Annotated in this window: 16 protein-coding genes and 3 tRNA genes; 11 read left to right on the plus strand and 8 right to left on the minus strand. The window is 64.2% G+C overall.

Going from position 1 to position 17,484, the window contains the following annotated elements:
- The first annotated feature begins 77 nt into the window (after positions 1-77).
- Positions 78-1,460, plus strand: a complete 1,383-nt coding sequence (locus TQ38_RS07595; protein WP_043975324.1) for an EAL domain-containing protein — start codon at positions 78-80, stop codon at positions 1,458-1,460.
- Between the two features lie 170 nt (positions 1,461-1,630).
- On the opposite strand, the gene mfd is transcribed toward TQ38_RS07595, so the two are convergent.
- Complete coding sequence (gene mfd / locus TQ38_RS07600; RefSeq protein WP_043975323.1) at positions 1,631-5,131, minus strand: transcription-repair coupling factor; 3,501 nt, start codon at positions 5,129-5,131, stop codon at positions 1,631-1,633.
- A 159-nt stretch (positions 5,132-5,290) separates the two neighbouring features.
- Between mfd and TQ38_RS07605 the strand changes: the two genes are divergently transcribed.
- Positions 5,291-6,037, plus strand: a complete 747-nt coding sequence (locus TQ38_RS07605; RefSeq protein WP_043975322.1) for an SDR family oxidoreductase — start codon at positions 5,291-5,293, stop codon at positions 6,035-6,037.
- A gap of 48 nt (positions 6,038-6,085) precedes the next feature.
- Here the strand turns inward: TQ38_RS07605 and TQ38_RS29920 are convergent, their stop codons facing one another.
- The 3 genes from TQ38_RS29920 to TQ38_RS07615 form a co-directional block, all read right to left on the minus strand.
- Positions 6,086-6,295: a hypothetical protein gene (locus tag TQ38_RS29920; RefSeq protein ID WP_162792219.1), complete on the minus strand. Its 210-nt coding sequence runs from the start codon at positions 6,293-6,295 to the stop codon at positions 6,086-6,088.
- 102 nt (positions 6,296-6,397) lie between these two features.
- The gene (locus tag TQ38_RS07610) at positions 6,398-6,670 is read right to left on the minus strand and encodes a succinate dehydrogenase assembly factor 2 (RefSeq protein WP_113941960.1); all 273 of its coding nucleotides are present in this window, start codon (positions 6,668-6,670) and stop codon (positions 6,398-6,400) included.
- A 54-nt stretch (positions 6,671-6,724) separates the two neighbouring features.
- Entirely contained in the window at positions 6,725-7,147 is a 423-nt protein-coding gene (locus TQ38_RS07615) for a host attachment protein (RefSeq protein ID WP_043975320.1), read from the minus strand.
- A gap of 110 nt (positions 7,148-7,257) precedes the next feature.
- On the opposite strand from TQ38_RS07615, the gene recG reads away from it, so the two are divergent.
- The 9 genes from recG (at position 7,258) to TQ38_RS07660 (ending at position 15,594) form a co-directional block, all read left to right on the plus strand.
- Entirely contained in the window at positions 7,258-9,315 is a 2,058-nt protein-coding gene (gene recG, locus TQ38_RS07620) for an ATP-dependent DNA helicase RecG (RefSeq protein ID WP_043975319.1), read from the plus strand.
- A gap of 136 nt (positions 9,316-9,451) precedes the next feature.
- Positions 9,452-9,528: transfer RNA gene (locus tag TQ38_RS07625), tRNA-Pro, on the plus strand.
- A gap of 110 nt (positions 9,529-9,638) precedes the next feature.
- Complete coding sequence (gene thyA, locus TQ38_RS07630) at positions 9,639-10,610, plus strand: thymidylate synthase (protein WP_043975318.1); 972 nt, start codon at positions 9,639-9,641, stop codon at positions 10,608-10,610.
- A gap of 94 nt (positions 10,611-10,704) precedes the next feature.
- Positions 10,705-12,015, plus strand: a complete 1,311-nt coding sequence (locus tag TQ38_RS07635; protein ID WP_043975317.1) for a 3-methyl-2-oxobutanoate dehydrogenase (2-methylpropanoyl-transferring) subunit alpha — start codon at positions 10,705-10,707, stop codon at positions 12,013-12,015.
- 61 nt (positions 12,016-12,076) lie between these two features.
- Entirely contained in the window at positions 12,077-13,081 is a 1,005-nt protein-coding gene (locus tag TQ38_RS07640; RefSeq protein WP_043975440.1) for an alpha-ketoacid dehydrogenase subunit beta, read from the plus strand.
- 4 nt (positions 13,082-13,085) lie between these two features.
- Positions 13,086-14,402, plus strand: coding sequence for a dihydrolipoamide acetyltransferase family protein (locus TQ38_RS07645; protein WP_043975316.1), 1,317 nt, complete (start codon positions 13,086-13,088; stop codon positions 14,400-14,402).
- Between the two features lie 134 nt (positions 14,403-14,536).
- Entirely contained in the window at positions 14,537-15,121 is a 585-nt protein-coding gene (locus TQ38_RS07650) for a YdeI family protein (protein ID WP_043975315.1), read from the plus strand.
- Between the two features lie 202 nt (positions 15,122-15,323).
- Positions 15,324-15,400 (plus strand) — tRNA-Asp (locus TQ38_RS07655).
- A gap of 117 nt (positions 15,401-15,517) precedes the next feature.
- Positions 15,518-15,594, plus strand: a tRNA-Asp gene (locus TQ38_RS07660).
- Between the two features lie 117 nt (positions 15,595-15,711).
- Here TQ38_RS07660 and TQ38_RS07665 read toward each other — a convergent pair.
- The 4 genes from TQ38_RS07665 to TQ38_RS07680 form a co-directional block, all read right to left on the minus strand.
- Positions 15,712-15,951, minus strand: a complete 240-nt coding sequence (locus tag TQ38_RS07665) for a DUF2842 domain-containing protein (protein WP_043975314.1) — start codon at positions 15,949-15,951, stop codon at positions 15,712-15,714.
- On the minus strand, positions 15,951-16,583 hold the full coding sequence (locus tag TQ38_RS07670; protein ID WP_043975313.1) for a 5-formyltetrahydrofolate cyclo-ligase: 633 nt from the start codon (positions 16,581-16,583) through the stop codon (positions 15,951-15,953). The genes TQ38_RS07665 and TQ38_RS07670 overlap by 1 nt, the downstream gene beginning before the upstream one ends.
- A gap of 156 nt (positions 16,584-16,739) precedes the next feature.
- Positions 16,740-17,048 carry a cell division protein ZapA gene (locus TQ38_RS07675; RefSeq protein WP_043975312.1) on the minus strand — a complete coding sequence of 103 codons (309 nt, stop codon included), beginning with the start codon at positions 17,046-17,048 and terminating at the stop codon, positions 16,740-16,742.
- Positions 17,049-17,050: 2 nt separating this feature from the next.
- Positions 17,051-17,338, minus strand: a complete 288-nt coding sequence (locus TQ38_RS07680; RefSeq protein ID WP_162792220.1) for a hypothetical protein — start codon at positions 17,336-17,338, stop codon at positions 17,051-17,053.
- Positions 17,339-17,484 lie beyond the last annotated feature (146 nt).

The raw sequence follows: 17,484 nt of genomic DNA on the forward strand, positions 1-17,484 counted from the left end.
TCAAATGCGTCCAATTCCGGGACCGGGGCTGTCGAATTTTGAAAGGTTTTGCAAGGCCTTTGGGTTATGGCGGGTCGATGGGCGTAAAACGAGACGATCAGGTTCACAGGGATCCCAAGGGCATAGCGGCCAAGGGCAAGGCCGCCAAAGGGATCACGGACCGCCTTACCGGCATTCCGGGGGTCGAGGCGGTGCACGACCGCGTCGCCGCCTGGCGCGATGATCCGGTGCTGATGCCGCACATGGCGCACGTCCACGCCATGTTGCTCAGTCTGCGCCGCCTCGATGCGATCAACATGGCCTACGGAGCCGCCGCTGGTGACGGCGCGCTGGAAGAAGTCGCCGCGCGCATCGGCCATTTCGCCGAAGAGGAACTGGACGGACCCTGGCTGCTCGCCCGCGCCGGGGGTGGGAGCTTCCTCCTCGTTGCCAACGAAGCCTGTAGCCGTGAGCGTTGGCAACTGGTCGCGGACCAGCTTGCCGACATGATCGCGCGGCCCATCCCGATCTCCACCGGCATTCTGCGGCTATCCCCGCGTGTGGCGCTGATCCGCGCGCTGACCGGGGAGAGCGTCGAATCGATGCTAGACCGGCTTGGCCATGCGCTGGGCGACGCCCACGAACAGCACGGCACCCGTCTTGCCTGGGCAGACGGCGAAGTCACGCCGCCGGGGCGCTCTGCCCAGCAGTTGGAAGCAGACCTCCTCATTGCCATCGACAATGACGAGATCGAGGTGCTGTTCCAGCCCCAGTTCGATTTGACGGATGACAGCCTCACCGGCGCCGAAGCCCTCGCACGGTGGAACCACCCGCAGCTTGGCCGCATCGGCGCCGGGGCGCTTTTCGCCATCGCCGAACGGGCGGATTACGTCGGCCCGCTGTCGCGCCATATCGCCCACAAGGCCATGTGGGCGGCCAAGGAATGGCCGGGAGACCTGCGTCTCTCGATCAACGTTACGGCGGCAGACCTGGCGTTCGGCAGCTATACCCGACAGATGCTCGACCTCGTGCGCGAAAGCGGCTTCCCGCCGCGCCGGCTGACGCTGGAAGTGACCGAGCAGACGCTGATCGGCGATATCACGCTGGCAGCGCGGACCATGGCGGACTTTTCGGCGCAAGGCATCCGCATCGCACTGGATGATTTCGGCGCGGGCTTCTGCAATTTCCGCTACCTCAAGGTTCTGCCGATCCACTACCTCAAGCTCGACCGCTCGATGATCGATGGCATCACTACAGACCGCCGTGACGTGGCGGTACTGCGCGCAATCGTGGCGATGGCGCGGGCGCTGGACCTTCAGGTGATCGCCGAGGGCATCGAGGAGGAAGGCCAGCGCGTTGTCGCGGCGCGTGAGGGGTGCGCTTATTTTCAGGGGTTTTTGCGGGCGCAGCCGATGAGTGCGGCTATGTTTGACAAACTGGCGCGAGCGGAAGAACTCAAGGAAGCAAGCAGGGGAGCATAGCCCCCCTGCACCCCCGGGAATGTCGAGGTCATGAGCGCAGATACGTTTCCGCGCCCACTTCGAGCCGGGAGGCATAAAGCCTGCGGCAGCAGGGATCGCACGGCGCCGCTGCACGAACAACGACGACATTAATGGGGGTGCAGGGGGGCTATGCTCCCCTGCGTATACTCTTACCCCTTGCGCGCAACCGCGCTGAGACCCTTGGTCAACTGCAGCAGACCGTTGAGCCGGCTCTTTGGATCGCCCCACGCGCGCTGCAATACCAGCTTGTTGTCCGGGCGCAGCTTGATCGCGCCTTGCAGCCTGTCTGCGTAGGCGATGAGGCCTTCCGGGTTGGGGAAGCTGTCGTTGTGGAAGCTGACCAGCGTGCCGCGCGGGCCGACGTCGATCTTGGCAATGTGGGCCTCGATCGCCTGCCGCTTGATCTGGATGAGCTGGACGAGGTTCGCGGTCGGCTGGGGCAGGGGGCCGAAGCGGTCGATCATTTCGGCCGAGAGCGATTCGATCTCGGCGCGCGAATCCGCGTCGTTTAGGCGGCGGTAAAGCGCCATGCGCACCGCGAGGTCGGGGACGTATTCTTCCGGGATCATGATCGGCGCTTCGACCGTGATCTGCGGGGACAGGCCCGAGGTGTCCTTCTCCAGCCCGACGCCGCCGGCGCGGGCGGCGAGGATCGCGTCTTCCAGCATCGACTGGTAAAGTTCGAAGCCGACTTCGCGGATGTGGCCCGATTGTTCGTCGCCAAGGAGGTTACCGGCGCCGCGGATGTCGAGATCGTGGCTGGCCAGCTGGAAACCTGCGCCCAACGAATCGAGGTCGCCCAGTACCTTGAGGCGCTTTTCGGAAACTTCGCTCAAAGCCTGACCGGGCGGCGTGGTCAGGTAGGCATAGGCGCGTAGTTTCGAACGCCCGACGCGGCCGCGCAGCTGGTAAAGCTGGGCGAGGCCGAAGCGGTCGGCGCGGTGGATGATGATGGTGTTGGCGCGCGGGATGTCGATGCCCGATTCCACGATCGTGGTGGACAGCAAAACCTCGTACTTGCCCTCGTAGAAGGCGCTCATGCGTTCTTCCACGTCGCCCGCCGACATCTGGCCGTGGGCAGAGATGACTTTCACTTCGGGGACGTTCTTGCTCAGCCAGTCCTCCACCTCGGCCATGTCGGCGATGCGGGGGACGACGATGAAGCTCTGGCCGCCGCGGTGATGTTCGCGCAGCAAAGCCTCGCGCATCACCATTTCGTCCCATTCCATCACGTAGGTTCTTACCGCGAGGCGGTCGACCGGCGGGGTCTGGATGGTGGAGAGTTCGCGCAGGCCCGACATCGCCATTTGCAACGTGCGCGGGATGGGCGTGGCGGTGAGCGTCAGGACGTGGACGTCGGCCCGCAGCTGCTTCAGCTTCTCCTTGTGGTTGACGCCGAAACGCTGCTCCTCATCGACGATGACGAGGCCGAGACGTTTGAAGCTGACCGTCTTGGACAGGATCGCATGAGTGCCGCAGACGACGTCCATGGTGCCATCGGCCAGCCCCTCGCGGGTGGCCTTGGCCTCCTTTTCGGGGACGAGGCGCGAGAGGCGGCCGACGTTGAGCGGGAAGCCGGCGAAGCGGTCCGCGAAACCGGAATAGTGCTGGCGCGCGAGAAGGGTGGTGGGCGCGACGACGGCTACCTGCTGGCCCGCCATGGCAGCCACGAAGGCAGCGCGCAGGGCCACTTCGGTCTTGCCGAAACCGACGTCGCCGCAGACGAGGCGGTCCATCGGGCGGCCGCTGGCGAGGTCTTCCAGCGTATCGCCGATGGCGGCTTCCTGGTCCTCGGTTTCCTGCCAGGGGAAGCGGTCGATGAACTGGTTGAAGCTGGATTCCTCAGCCACCAGCGCGGGCGCTTCGCGCAGGGCGCGCTCGGCAGCGGTCTTCATCAGTTCGCCGGCGATCTCGCGGATGCGTTCCTTCAGCTTGGCGCGGCGCTTCTGCCATGCCTCGCCGCCCAGCTTGTCGAGCACGGCGCCTTCGCTCTCGCTGCCGTAGCGCGAGAGGACGTCGAGGTTTTCGACCGGGATGTAGAGCTTGTCGCCGCCCGAGTAGGTCAGCATCACGCAGTCGTGCGGGGACTTGCCGACCGGGATCGACTGCAAACCTTCGTAGCGGCCGATGCCGTGGTCCATGTGGACGATCAGGTCGCCGGGCGTCAGCGCCGCCAGTTCGGCGAGGAAGGCGTCGGAGTCCTTTTTGCGCTTCTTGCGGCGGACAAGGCGGTCGCCAAGAATGTCCTGCTCGGTGATGACCTCGACCGACTGGTTCGAGAACCCGGTTTCGAGCGGCAGTACCAGCGCGGCGGAACGGCCCTGAACGGCAAGGCCGAGCGCTTCCTGCCAGGTATCGGCAAGGCGCGGTTCGGGGCCTTTTGCCTCACCCAGAATCGAGGCAAGGCGGGCCCGGCTGCCGGTGGAGTAGGCGGCAAGGATGGCTTTGCGGCCTGACTTGCCGACGGCCTGAAGATGCTTTGCGGCGGCTTCGTAGGCGTTGTCGCCGCGCGCGCGTTCGGGCGTGAAATCGCGGGCGTTGCCGAAACCGAAGTCGATGACCTTGGCCGATTCGGGCTGGGCGAAGGGATCGGCGCGGTGGACCGGCAGCGCGGTGACGGCGAAGTCGAATTCTTCGCGGTTCAGGTAGAGCGAATCGATCCGCAGCGGACGGTAGGAACCGGCCTTTTGCCCTGAGGTTTCGGTGCGTGCCCGGTGATAGTCGGCGATATCGGTAAAACGCTCGTCAACGGCGCCCAGGGCGGGGCTGTCGATGATGACAAGGTCGTCGTCGCCAAGGTGGTCGAACAGGGTGACCAGCCGGTCCTCGAACAGCGGCAGCCAGTGTTCCATGCCGGCGAGGCGGCGCCCGTCGCTGACCGCCTGATAAAGCGGATCGGCGGTGGCATTGGCGCCGAACATCTCGCGGTAGCGGGTGCGAAAACGCTTGACGGTGTCGTCGTCCAGCAGTGCCTCGCTGGCGGGCAACAGCAGGTGATCGGGCACCGTGCCGGTAGAGCGCTGAGTGCCGGTGTCGAACAGGCGCAGCGTTTCCAGCTCGTCCCCGAAGAAGTCGAGGCGCAGGCCGGCTGCGTCTTCCCCGGACTTAAGGCCCGATGGCACGATGTCGAAGATCGAGCCGCGCACGGCGAATTCGCCCGCGTCGATCGCGGTGTCGGTGCGCTGGTAACCCTGACGGCGCAGCAGCGCGATCAGGCTTTCATGGCCCACTTCCATGCCAGGCTTGAGCAGACGCACCGATTCGCGGATGCGAAACGGGGTGAGCACGCGCTGGAGCATGGCGTTCGTCGTGGTGACGAGAAGCTGCGGGCCACTGCGTTTCAGTTGCAGCCGGTGCAGCGCGGCCAGGCGCCGGGCGCTGACCGATAGCGCGGGGCTGGCGCGGTCGTAAGGCAGGCAGTCCCACGCCGGAAACTCGATCACGTCGAGTTCAGGCGCGAAGAACTGCGCGGCCTCGGCGACGGCGCGCATCGCGGCCTCGTTATCGGCGACGAAGACAGCGCGGCCGCTGCTTTTGGCGCTGTCGGCAGCGCGGGCGAGGTCGGCCATGACCAGCGGCTGGGAGCCGCGCGTCACCGAAGCCAGCGTCAGCGGCGTCGTGGCGGAGAGGATGCGGGAAAAATCAGTCATGCGGGATGTCTGGCGGGATATGCGGCGTGGGCGGGAAATACAATCATATTGAGAGTGGCGGGGGGCGACCAATATCCCGATGGTAGCCCACTTTTCCCGTGCGTCATCCCAGCCTTCGCAGGAATGACGGGGAACGTACTATTGGGATCGGAGAGCGACATGACCGCAATCGACAGGCTGGACGGCAAGCGCGTCCTCGTAACCGGCGCATCGAGCGGACTGGGCCGCCACTTCGCGGGCGTTCTCGCAGGTGCGGGAGCCGAGGTCATACTCGCAGCCCGCCGGATGGAAGCGCTGGAGGAACTGGCTGCCGAGATCGGCCCCGCGGCGTCCTGCGTGGCGATGGACGTCACGAATCCAGCGAGCATTCGGGCGGGGTTCGCGCAGACCGGCGCGGTCGATGTGCTGGTTAACAACGCGGGCGTTTCCGCTGCGCACTCGCTGCTGGATGTGAATGTGGAAGAATACGATCACATCATGTCCGCGAACTTGCGCGGTGCTTTCCTTGTCGCCACCGAAGCAGCGCGGGGGATGCAGGCATCAGGCAAAGGCGGCGCGATCGTCAATGTCGCCTCCATCCTGGGGCTGCGGCAGGGCGGCCAGCTTACGGTCTATGCGATGAGCAAGGCGGGGGTCCTGCAGATGACGAAGCAGATGGGGCTGGAACTGGCCCGCTATGGCATCCGCGTGAATGCCTTGGCACCGGGGTATTTCGCCACCGACATGAACCGCGATTTCCTGGACAGCAAACTGGGCGAAGCAATGGCGCGGCGGATCCCCCAGCGCCGATTCGGCAAGTTCGAGGATCTTGATGGGCCGCTGCTGCTGCTGTGTTCGGAAGCGTCGCGCTATATGACCGGCGTGGTCATCCCGGTCGACGGCGGGCATGTGCTCAGCGCGTTATAACGGGAAGGGCTGGCCGCTTCCCGTTAGCGCCGAAAAAAAAGGCCAGCCTCAGGCCGCGCGCTTCAGTTCTTCAACGGGGGCATCGGCGCGGGCGAAGGCAGGCTTCTTCTCGGCGAATACCGGCATGTGGCGTTCGGCGACGACAACATCGCTGCGGAAGGCAAAGCGGACAGCGACGGGGGAGAGAAAAGAGAACATAAGAACCTCAAGGACAAGTTTTGCTGCGTCGCAGCATCGCCGGTGCGTATGACGTTCCAAGGTTCGTATCGCAAATGCACGGTAGTATACCGCAGTTGCACAAAACGGGCGCGTCGTGTCCGTCCGCCTTTTTCCCCCAAGCATGGCTGGGGAGGATACACGTCAGTCGCGCGGGATCACAACGTAGTCGAGCTTCATCATGCGTTCGACCAATGGACCGCGATATTCCTCGGGAATGCTGAGCGTGCCCAGCGCCCAACCCATGATATCGACGTCTTCCTCGTCGATCATCTTCTCGAACAGGACGATATCCTCTTCCGACCATTCGGCATGGAAACGGTCGAAGAAGCAGCCGATCATATAGTCGGCCTCGCGGGTGCCGCGGTGCCAGGCGCGGAACTTCAAACGGGCGAGGCGGGGCGATAGTGCGGTCATGACCGCGCCGTTACAGCGCGGCGCGGTCATGAGCAAGATTTGCAGGTCGTGCGTTTAACCGTGCAGCACGCGGATGATTTCGGCGCTGGGCCTTCCGGTTAAAGTCTTCGGCACTTCGCCGACCAACACATCCTTGAGTTGCTTGTGGTAATGCTTGCGCATCTCGCCCAGCGAGCGGGGATCAGCCACGACCACAAGCTGTTCGATCTCATGCGACAGCACCTGCTCGTTGAGCCAGCCAGTCACCGCCGCGACATGGGCAGCTTCGTCGAGACCATCGCGGCTGCCGTCGCCGGTGCGGGCCTGATGGCGGGTTTGGCCGTCGGTCTTGCGGTTTCCGGCGCTGAAATTCGTGGCTTCCAGTGCCGGCGTTTCCATCGAGGTCAGCTTTGGCTCGGCTTCGGCGCCGGTGTTGCGATAGAGTTCGAAGTTCTCTCCGTCGACGATCGCGAACACGGTTCCGTGGGGCAAGAGCATGGGCTTCTCCTTGGTTTTTGGTGCATGCTTGAAAAATGCCAACGGACCGATGTGGAGGGGTGTTCCATGCTGTCTGGTGAAACGGTGCACAGTCGCGCTAAGAGGCGCCCATGCGGCCCGAAGCGCTTAATTCCCTGTTCGTCGAAACCGATGCCCTCGATGGCGTGGGGCCTAAACTCAGGCGCCCGCTGGAGAAACTCGGCCTCACCCGGATCCGCGATCTTGCCTATCACCTGCCTGATCGCTTCGTGGAGCGGCGGGCCATTGCCAATCTGGATGAGGCGGCGGTGGGCGAAAACGTCATCATCGCGCTGACCCCCCGCGAACACCGCTCGCCCAGCGGACGCGGCCCTTTTCGGGTCATGGCGGAGGATGCGGCCGGCAATATATGCACGATCACCTACTTCGGCCGGGCTTCCTATACCGCGAAGAAGCAGCTTCCGGTTGGCGAACTGCGCTGGGTGGCGGGGCGAATCGACCAGTACGGCCAGATGCTCCAGATCGTGCATCCCGAACATGTGTCGGAGGATTCCGCCGCTCCGGTCGGCAAGCTGTGCGAGCCGATCTATCCGCTTTCCGAAGGGATGACGCAGGGCCGTATCGGCGCGCTGGTGGCGCAGGCGCTCAAGGCACTGCCCGAGCTTCCCGAGTGGATCGAACACGGCCTCATCGCCCAGAAGGACTGGCCCGCCTGGCGCGAGGCGCTGGGCGAGGCGCACCGCGGCGTCAATGCGCCCGCGCGCGACCGGCTGGCCTATGATGAATTGTTCGCAAACGCGCTGGCGCTCATGCTGGTGCGCGAAAGCAACCGTTCGCAGCGCGGCACGCCGTTGGTGGGTGATGGAGCCATGCGCGCAAAACTGCGCCTGCCATTTGCACTTACCGGCGCGCAGGTGCGCTCCATCGCCGAGATCGAAGGCGACCTTGCGCAGCCTTCACCGATGCTGCGGCTGCTGCAAGGAGATGTCGGTTCGGGCAAGACGGTGGTGGCGCTGTCCTCGCTGCTGATCGCGGTAGAAGCGGGGGCGCAAGGCGCGCTGCTGGCGCCGACCGAAATCCTCGCTCGCCAGCATTACGAAACGCTGTCGCGGATGCTCCAGGGCACCGGGGTGGAGATCGCGCTGCTGACGGGCCGGGACAAGGGCAAGGCCCGCGAGGCGATTCTGATGGGGCTGTTGGATGGCTCGATCCAGATCGTCGTAGGCACCCATGCGATCTTTCAGGACAGCGTGGCCTATCGCAATCTCGCGCTTGTGGTGATCGACGAACAGCACCGTTTCGGTGTCGGCCAGCGGCTGATGCTGGCGCGCAAGGGCCGCCGCGCGCCGCATACTTTGGCGATGACCGCAACGCCGATCCCGCGCACGCTGACTTTGGCGCAATACGGCGAGATGGAGGTTTCCAAGCTCGACGAACTGCCGCCGGGCCGTCAGGCGATCGATACCCGCGTGATCTCGGTAGAGCGGATGGACGACGTCATCGGCGGCATCGCCCGCCACATCGAGACCGGGCAGCAGGCCTACTGGGTCTGCCCGATGGTCAACGAGAACGAAAACGAAGACCTCGCCGCCGCAGAGGCGCGCTACGCCGCGCTCAAGGAGCGATTCGGCGATACCGTCGCGCTGGTACACGGCCAGCTTCGCCCCGAGGCCAAGGACGCCGCGATGGAGCGATTCGCGCGCGGCGAGGCCAGCCTGTTGGTGGCGACCACGGTGATCGAGGTCGGTGTCGACGTGCCCAATTCCACGCTGATGGTGATCGAGCAGGCGGAGCGCTTCGGCCTTGCCCAGCTTCACCAGTTGCGCGGGCGCGTGGGCCGCGGGTCAGAAAAATCCACTTGCCTGCTGCTTCGCGGCACCCAGATGTCCGAAACCGCGCGCCAGCGGCTGGCCCTCATGCGCGAGACGCAGGACGGTTTCCGCCTTGCCGAAGAAGACTTGCAGCTACGTGGCGGCGGTGAACTGCTGGGCACCCGCCAGTCGGGCGATACGCCGTTCCGCATCGCCAGCCTGGAGCAGATCCAGAAGCTGCTGCCGATCGCCCATGACGACGCGCGTCTGCTGATCGAGCGCGACGGCGGCCTTGCCGGTCCGCGCGGTGAGGCGGCGCGGTTGCTGCTCTATCTGTTCGAGCGCGATTGGGGCGTGCAACTGCTCCGCTCGGGCTGATCGTCGCCCCCGGCGGAGGCTTGGATGACGTGACTGCAAATGCCCGAATATTTTCCAAAACGCCCTCTTGCCACCTCCGAAGTCGCCCTATATAGGCGCGCTCCTGCCCCGGGCGGTCTTCGGATCGCCCTCCGGTCGGGGAATAGCTCAGCCTGGTAGAGCACTGTCTTCGGGAGGCAGGGGCCGGAGGTTCGAATCCTCTTTCCCCGACCATTTATTCGCAAAGGGCGCGTCTTTCGGGACGCGCCCTTTGTCGTTTTCGGACGGGGGACAACCACCCATGGCGCTTCCCCTTGCGGCCGCGCGGGGATAGGTTTTGCCGCATGACCACCACCACGCTCCACGCCGACCCCGCTTCCACTGCCGCGCAGGCGCCGCATTGGGAGCGTCAGTACCTTGATCTCATGCGCCGTATCTGGACGCAGGGTGATGAACGGGTCGACCGTACCGGCGTCGGCACCCGGTCGCTGTTCGGAGAGACGATCCGCTTCGACCTGTCGGGCGGGGCGATGCCGCTGCTGACGACCAAGCGCGTCTACTGGAAGACCGCGACGCGCGAGATGCTGTGGTTCCTCACCGGCGATACCAACATCCGCGCCCTCTGCGCGCAGGGCGTGGAAATCTGGACCGACTGGCCGCTGGACCGCTATCGCCGCGAGACAGGCGACCAGATCGAGCGGAAGGATTTCTCTGCAAGGATCGTCGCCGACGAGGCTTTTGCGCGCCAGTGGGGCGATCTCGGCCCGGTCTACGGCAAGCAGTGGGTAGACTGGCCGACTTATGAGCCTGCCGGTCAGGAAGGCCTGTTCCGGCGCGGGCAGGGGGTCAATCAGGTTACGCAGGTGATCGAAAGCCTCAAGGCCAATCCGGGCAGCCGCCGCCACATCATCGAAGGCTGGAACGTTGCCGAACTGGACGCCATGGCGCTGCCGCCCTGTCACAAGACCTATCAGTTCCATGTCGCGGGCGGCCGGCTTTCATGCCTGCTTTATCAGCGCAGCTGTGATCTGGGCCTGGGTTTTGCATTCAACATGTGGTCGCTGGCGCTGCTGACCCGCATGATCGCGCAGCAATGCAACCTCGAGCCCGGTGAGGCCGTTTGGACAGGCGGTGATGTCCACTTGTACCTCAACCATGCGGCGCTGGTCGAAGAACAGCTTGCGCGGGAGCCTTCCGGGGATGCCCATATGGCCATCCTGCGCCGTCCCGATTCGATGTTCGACTACAGAATCGAAGACTTCGAAGTCACCGGATATGCGCCTCAATCGCATATCTCCGCGCCGGTTGCTGTGTGAATTGACATTACCGAAACTTGAAATAATATGACCGAACCGTAGAATTTTGATACTCAAGGTTCTCGCGGCCGCACACTGGCGGGAGAGCATGATAATGGCCGAAGGCCCCGTTGAAAAAGGTACTGCGCGCGGTAATCTGCCGCCGCTGGAACTCTATGTTCCCGAGCCGAAATACCGGCCCGGCGACGTCGTCGATTATTCGCATCTGCCGGTGCCGCCTGCCGGCAAGCTGGCCCGTCCCGACGAGGCCTGCCCGGCCAGCGAGACATGGCCGCTGACCCTCGACATGGTCCGCGTGCTGGACGAGGACGACAACGCCGTCGGCGCATGGAACCCCGGCCTCGATCCCGAGACCCTGCGCCGGATGCTGCGCACGATGGCGCTGACCCGCGCCTTCGACGACCGGCTCTATCGCAGCCAGCGGCAAGGCAAGACCAGCTTCTATATGAAATGCACCGGCGAGGAGGCGATTTCGGTCGCCTGCGCAATGGCGCTGGCCGGCGATGACATGGTGTTCCCCAGCTATCGCCAGCAGGGCATCCTGATCTCGCGCGGCTATCCGCTGGTGGACATGGTCAACCAGATCTACTCGAACCGGGCCGACCCCCTGAAGGGCCGCCAGTTGCCGATCATGTATTCGGCCAAGGATTACGGGTTCTTCTCCATCTCCGGCAACCTTGCCACGCAGTTCCCCCAGGCCGTGGGCTGGGCGATGGCCAGCGCGATCAAGGGCGACACCCGCATCGCCACCGCCTTCATCGGCGAGGGATCGAGCGCGGAAGGCGATTTCCACGCGGCGATGACCTTCGCGGCGGTCTACAATGCGCCGGTCGTGCTCCACGTGGTCAACAACCAGTGGGCGATCTCCAGCTTCTCCGGGTTCGCCGGGGCGGAGCGCACGACCTTCGCGGCGCGCGCCACCGGCTACGGCATTGCCGGATTGCGGGTCGACGGCAACGATGCGCTGGCGGTCTATGCGGCGATGGAGTGGGCCGCCAACCGCGCCCGCGCCAATCAGGGCCCGACCCTGATCGAGCATTTCACCTACCGCGCCGAGGGCCACTCCACCTCGGACGATCCATCCGCCTATCGCTCCGCTCAGGAGCGTGAGGAATGGCCGCTGGGCGATCCGATCATGCGCCTCAAGAAGCACCTGATCGCGCTTGGCGAATGGTCGGAGGAGCAGCAGGAGGCGATGGACCGCGAACTGGTCGAACAGGTCAAGGTCGCCACCAAGGAGGCGGAGAAGAACGGCATTCTTGGCCACGGCATGCACCATCCGTTCCACACCATGTTCGAGGACGTCTTCGAGGAACTGCCCTGGCACCTTGAGGAGCAGGCTGCGCAGGCCATGCGCGAACGCGGCATAAAATGGCCGGAATGGAAGGAGCGGGACGATGCCTGAGGAAACGATGTCCAAGGACAATCCCGTGACCGATACCGAAGCCAAGGCACCCGCCCGCCAGATGAACATGATCGAGGCGATCAACGACGCCCTCGACCTGATGATGGCGCGCGATCCCGACATCGTCATTATGGGCGAGGACGTGGGCTATTTCGGCGGCGTCTTCCGCGCCACTGCGGGCCTGCAGAAAAAGTTTGGCCGCAACCGGGTGTTCGATGCGCCGATCAACGAATGCGGCATCATCGGTGCGGCGGTGGGCATGGCTGCCTATGGCCTGCGCCCGGTGCCCGAAATCCAGTTCGCGGACTATATTTACCCCGGCCTCGACCAACTCGTCTCCGAGGCGGCGCGCATGCGCTACCGCTCGGCGGGCGAGTTCACCTCTCCGATCACGATCCGCTCGCCGTTTGGCGGCGGCATCTTCGGCGGGCAAACCCATAGCCAGAGCCCGGAGGCGATGTTCACTCACGTTGCCGGCCTGAAAACGATCATCCCCGCCACGCCTTACGACGCCAAGGGCCTGCTGATCGCCGCGATCGAGGACAATGACCCGGTCATGTTCTTCGAACCGAAGCGCATCTACAACGGCCCCTTCGGCGGCGATTACGACAAGCCTTCGCGCACCTGGAAGGGCCATCCCGGCGGCGAAGTGCCTGAGGGATATTACAAGATCCCGCTCGGCAAGGCGCGTATCGTGCGCGAGGGCGAGGCGCTGACCGTGCTGGCCTACGGCACGATGGTGCACGTCGCCGAAGCGGTATTGGCCGACAAGGGCATCGACGCCGAGATCATCGACCTGCGCAGCCTTGTTCCGCTGGACATGGAGACTGTGGAAAAATCTGTGCAGAAAACGGGCAAATGTCTGGTGATACACGAGGCGACCCGCACTTCCGGTTTCGGCGCCGAACTCGTGACGCTCGTGCAGGAGCGCTGCTTCTACCATCTCGAAGCGCCGGTGGAGCGCGTGACCGGGTTCGACACGCCTTATCCGCACAGCCTCGAGTGGGCCTATTTTCCCGGTCCCGTTCGCATTGGCGAAGCGGTAGACCGTCTGATGAAGGACTGATCCGATGGGACGTTACGTTTTCACGCTTCCCGATATCGGGGAAGGCATTGCCGAGGCCGAAATCGTCGCCTGGCACGTCAAGGTCGGCGATACCGTCGAGGAAGACGGCCGACTTGCCGACATGATGACTGACAAGGCCACGGTCGAAATGGAAAGCCCGGTTTCGGGCGTCGTGGTCGAAGTGGCAGGCGCGGAAGGCGATGTGATCGCCATCGGCTCGGCGCTGGTAGTGATCGAGGTCGAGGGTCTGGAGGAGGAGGGCGGTCATGCCCCGGCTCCGAAGGCCGCCGTGGTCGAGGAACGGATCGAGGCTGAGACGCCTGCTGCCGCTGGTGCTTCGATAAGCCCGGCACGAGCGGACGTTGCCGTAGAACCCGCTCCTGCTCCCGCCCCAAAAACTACTCCCGCTCAGGCTGAGCCTGTCGAAGCCCACACGCCCACCGCGGCGGCAAAGGTTCTCGCCAGCCCCGCTGTCCGCCAGCGCGCAAAAGACCTCGGCATAGACCTCGCCGAAGTCCGGCCGGCTGAAGATGGCCGCCTTCGCCATGCCGATCTCGACGCATTCCTGTCCTACAATGCCAGCGGCGGCTTCCAGCCCGCTGGCCTCAAGGGCAAGGATGAGCAGGTTCGCGTCATCGGCCTGCGCCGCCGCATCGCCGAGAACATGGCGGCGTCAAAGCGCAACATCCCCCACTTCGCCTATGTCGAGGAATTCGACGTCACGGCGTTGGAGGAAACCCGCGCCCAGCTCAATGCAGGGCGCGGAGATCGTCCCAAGCTGACGATGCTGCCGTTCCTGATCTCGGCGATCTGCAAGTTGCTGCCCAAGTACCCGATGCTCAACGCCCACTATGACGACGAGGCGGGCGTGGTGACGCGCTATGGCTCCGTGCATCTGGGTATCGCCGCGCAGACCCCCGGCGGCCTCATGGTCCCGGTGATCCGCGATGCGCAGAGCCGCAACCTATGGCAGCTTGCCGCAGAGATCACCCGTCTGGCGCAAGCCGCGCGCGACGGCTCGGCCAAGTCGTCCGAGCTTTCCGGCTCGACGATCACCGTCACCTCGCTCGGGCCCATGGGCGGCGTGGCGACGACGCCGGTGATCAATCGCCCGGAAGTCGCCATCATCGGTCCCAACCGCATCGTCGAGCGGCCGATGTTCGTGAAGGACGCCAGCGGCGTGGAACGCATCGAGAAGCGCAAGATCATGAATATCTCGATGAGCTGCGATCACCGCGTGGTTGACGGCTGGGACGCCGCCAGCTTCGCGCAGGACCTCAAGAAGCTGATCGAGGCGCCTGCGCTCATCCTCGCAGGGTAATAGCGGCAGGATATGGACCGGGACGCGTGCAGATGCTGCGTGGCTCCCGGTTCATGTCCTGCTTAAACACGTGTTGATGCGCAACTGACTGCGATGCTGCATGATGTCTGCAGCCGAATCGCGGGGAGCAAGCCATGAGCCGAGATGCGCGCGTCGACGACTACATCGCGAGGTCGGCGGATTTTGCCCGGCCGATCCTCGAACATCTACGCGAACTTGTGCACCGCGCGCTCCCGGGCGCCGAGGAGGCGATCAAGTGGAATATGCCTCACTTCCTGATTAGCGGAAAAAACCTGGCAGGCATGGCCGCGTTCAAGGCGCATTGCACGTTCGTGATCCACGGCGATGGACGTCAAGGCGATGCGATGGGCCAGTTCGGCCGGATCACAGCACTTTCGGACTTGCCCGCCGAATCGGACCTCGCACAGAAGCTGCAGACAGCGCAGGGCCGGGTTGAGACTTCGGGGACGGCCCGAAAACCGGAAGCGCCTCGCAAGCCCAAGCCCGCAATAGCCATGCCGGATGATTTTGCTGCGGCGCTTGCTGCGGTTCCGGGCGCGCGTGCAGCTTTTGATAGCTTCACTCCGGCGCAGCAGCGCGACTATCTCGAATGGATCACCGAGGCCAAGACAGCGGCTACTCGACATAGACGCATTGGGCAGTCGGCGGAATGGCTCGCAGAGGGCAAGAAGCGCAACTGGAAGTACGAGAAGTGCTGATCCTCACCGCACGATCGCTGCCGGGCCAAGCAGGCGGCGTACTCGCTCAATCGGGGGTTACCATACCAGAAAGGGGGTCGTCCGGCACCCGTTTGCAGGGGCGGTGAAAAAAGTCCAAAAAGGCTCTGGCTAGGCGGTTGACAGCCCCCGGTGGCTGGCCTAGTGGCGGCGCTCCCAAGCGGACGCAACCGCCGCAAAGTACGCGGGTGTAGCTCAGTTGGTTAGAGTGCCGGCCTGTCACGCCGGAGGTCGCGGGTTCGAGCCCCGTCACTCGCGCCACTTGGGATCTTTTCTTTCGGGGAAAGATATGTTCCATGCCCCTGACAAGGCAGGGAATTTCCGGGAAGCCGGAAGTATATGCAAGGCCGAGTTCTTCTTGGTCTTTTTCATCGCTGCGCGGGTGTAGCTCAGTTGGTTAGAGTGCCGGCCTGTCACGCCGGAGGTCGCGGGTTCGAGCCCCGTCACTCGCGCCACTTCTCTTACAGGGAAGTGGTAACCGCACAGGATGAAAACGAGGCCGGGCTTAGTCCCGGCCTTTTTTGTTTCAGCAGAATCATGGCAAGTTCGGCGCCGCCCGGGCGATGCCGCAGTTACTTCGCTACGGAATCCACCGGCGCAGTCCAGCGGCCGGTTTCCATCCACATCAGGTATCGCCGCAAGGGCATGATCCACACGATCCCGAGCACCACGTAGACGGGTGTCTGGGCCAGCGCATTCCACTCACCGATCAGCGGCGGTACAAGGCTGGCTATGGCTATCCCATAGACCATCAACGCCAGCACCAGCGCAAGGACGCCGATCGGTATCCGCCAGGTCGGTGTTTCGCGCATCAGGTTCGCTCCAGCGGCTGCACTTCGTAGATTCGCGTGGGCGTGACCACGGCGGCGAGGGTGTGGTCGTGGCTTTCCACAGGGAGTTCGTCGGCGATCTGGCAGTCCCACGCAAGGCCGATGGCCGTTACCTGCGGATGCGCCGCAAGCCAGCGGTCGTAATGACCGCCGCCTTGGCCCAGCCGGTGCCCGCTGGCGGTGAACGCCAGCAGTGGCACCACAACGAGGTCGGGTATCACCGCTTCGCTCTCCTTGCCCGGTTGCAGTGCGCGCCAGGGGCCGGCCTCGAGCTGGCTTTCATCCCAGGTGTTAGCCCAGATCCGAAACTCCATCGGGCCGCCGCGAGAAGCGAACCAGGGCAGGGCGACCTTCCGGCCGTTCTCGGTCAGCCAGCGCGCCCAGCCGAGCGCGGAGGCTTCGGAGCCGGCGGGGTGATAGACACCCACGGTCGCGTCTTCCGGGAACATCTCTACCAAAGGAGCGGGCGGCCTGCTCAGCATGAGCGCACGCAGACCTGCCGGCAATGCATCGACATGTTCGGCACGGGTCTGGCGATAGGTCCGCCTGAGGGCGGCCTTCCTGTCACCGAACTGGATCGGGTCGGAAGAAATGGGGGGTGACGGGTCCACCATGGGTCGTTTCCTAGAAATCCTCTGACGCGTTTGACGTCAGGTGGGAACCATGTGCGTCGGACCAGGATCCGGGCAGGGACAGCCCCCAAAGGATTTGCTTATAGCCTCAGGGATGTTCGAACGGCACGTGCCGGGCAGATCCCGTCACGTACCTATCTAGGCGCTTGCGGCGTCACTCTCAAGGAGAGATGCAAGATTTTCGACATGCGAAGCGATCCTGCCAAGCCTGTCGGTGAAATCGGGCGAGATTTCGGCTGTTTTGGGGCGTTTTCGCAGTTCGTCGAGTTCGTCGGCCATCATCAGGGCGGCGAAAAGCAGCATGCGCGTCTCGGTCTGGCCTTCGGCGCCGGAGGCCGCTGCCTTGTCGTCGATCAGGCGGCCCAGGCGGGTGACGTGCATTTCCTCGCCGTCCGCACAGGCAAGTGTGAAGCTGCGGCCGCCGATCGATAGGGTGACGTTACCCATGGCTACCGGGCACCTTTACTTGCGAGCAGGTCGTCCAGCCCGGCCAGCGACTGGGCGACGCAGGCCTTCAGCTCGGTGTGACGGCGACGCAGGTCTGCGTCCTCACCGGCTTTGATGTGGTGTGCGGCGCCCTCGATACGCGCCAGTGCTTGCTCGATCCGGTCGAGCGCCAGCAGGGCAGGAGCCTCGTTCATCCAGTCTCGCTGGCCGCATAGTGGCTGGCTGGCAAGCACTTGTGCGGTGTTGTTCACAATCTTGTCACTTGCATAGGCTCGATTGGTGCCTGACATGCGACAGGGCGACCATGGCCTGCGATTATTACACGGGCCGATGTGCAATTGGCCCGGGCCCTTGCGAATTGGGGCGGTAAACTTGACGCGACGCCGCCTCTCCCTAAAGGGGGTCGCAAGTTACGAATCGTCCCATAAACTTCGCC

Origin of the sequence: Novosphingobium sp. P6W (genome assembly GCF_000876675.2) — a bacterium.
Lineage (GTDB): Bacteria > Pseudomonadota > Alphaproteobacteria > Sphingomonadales > Sphingomonadaceae > Novosphingobium.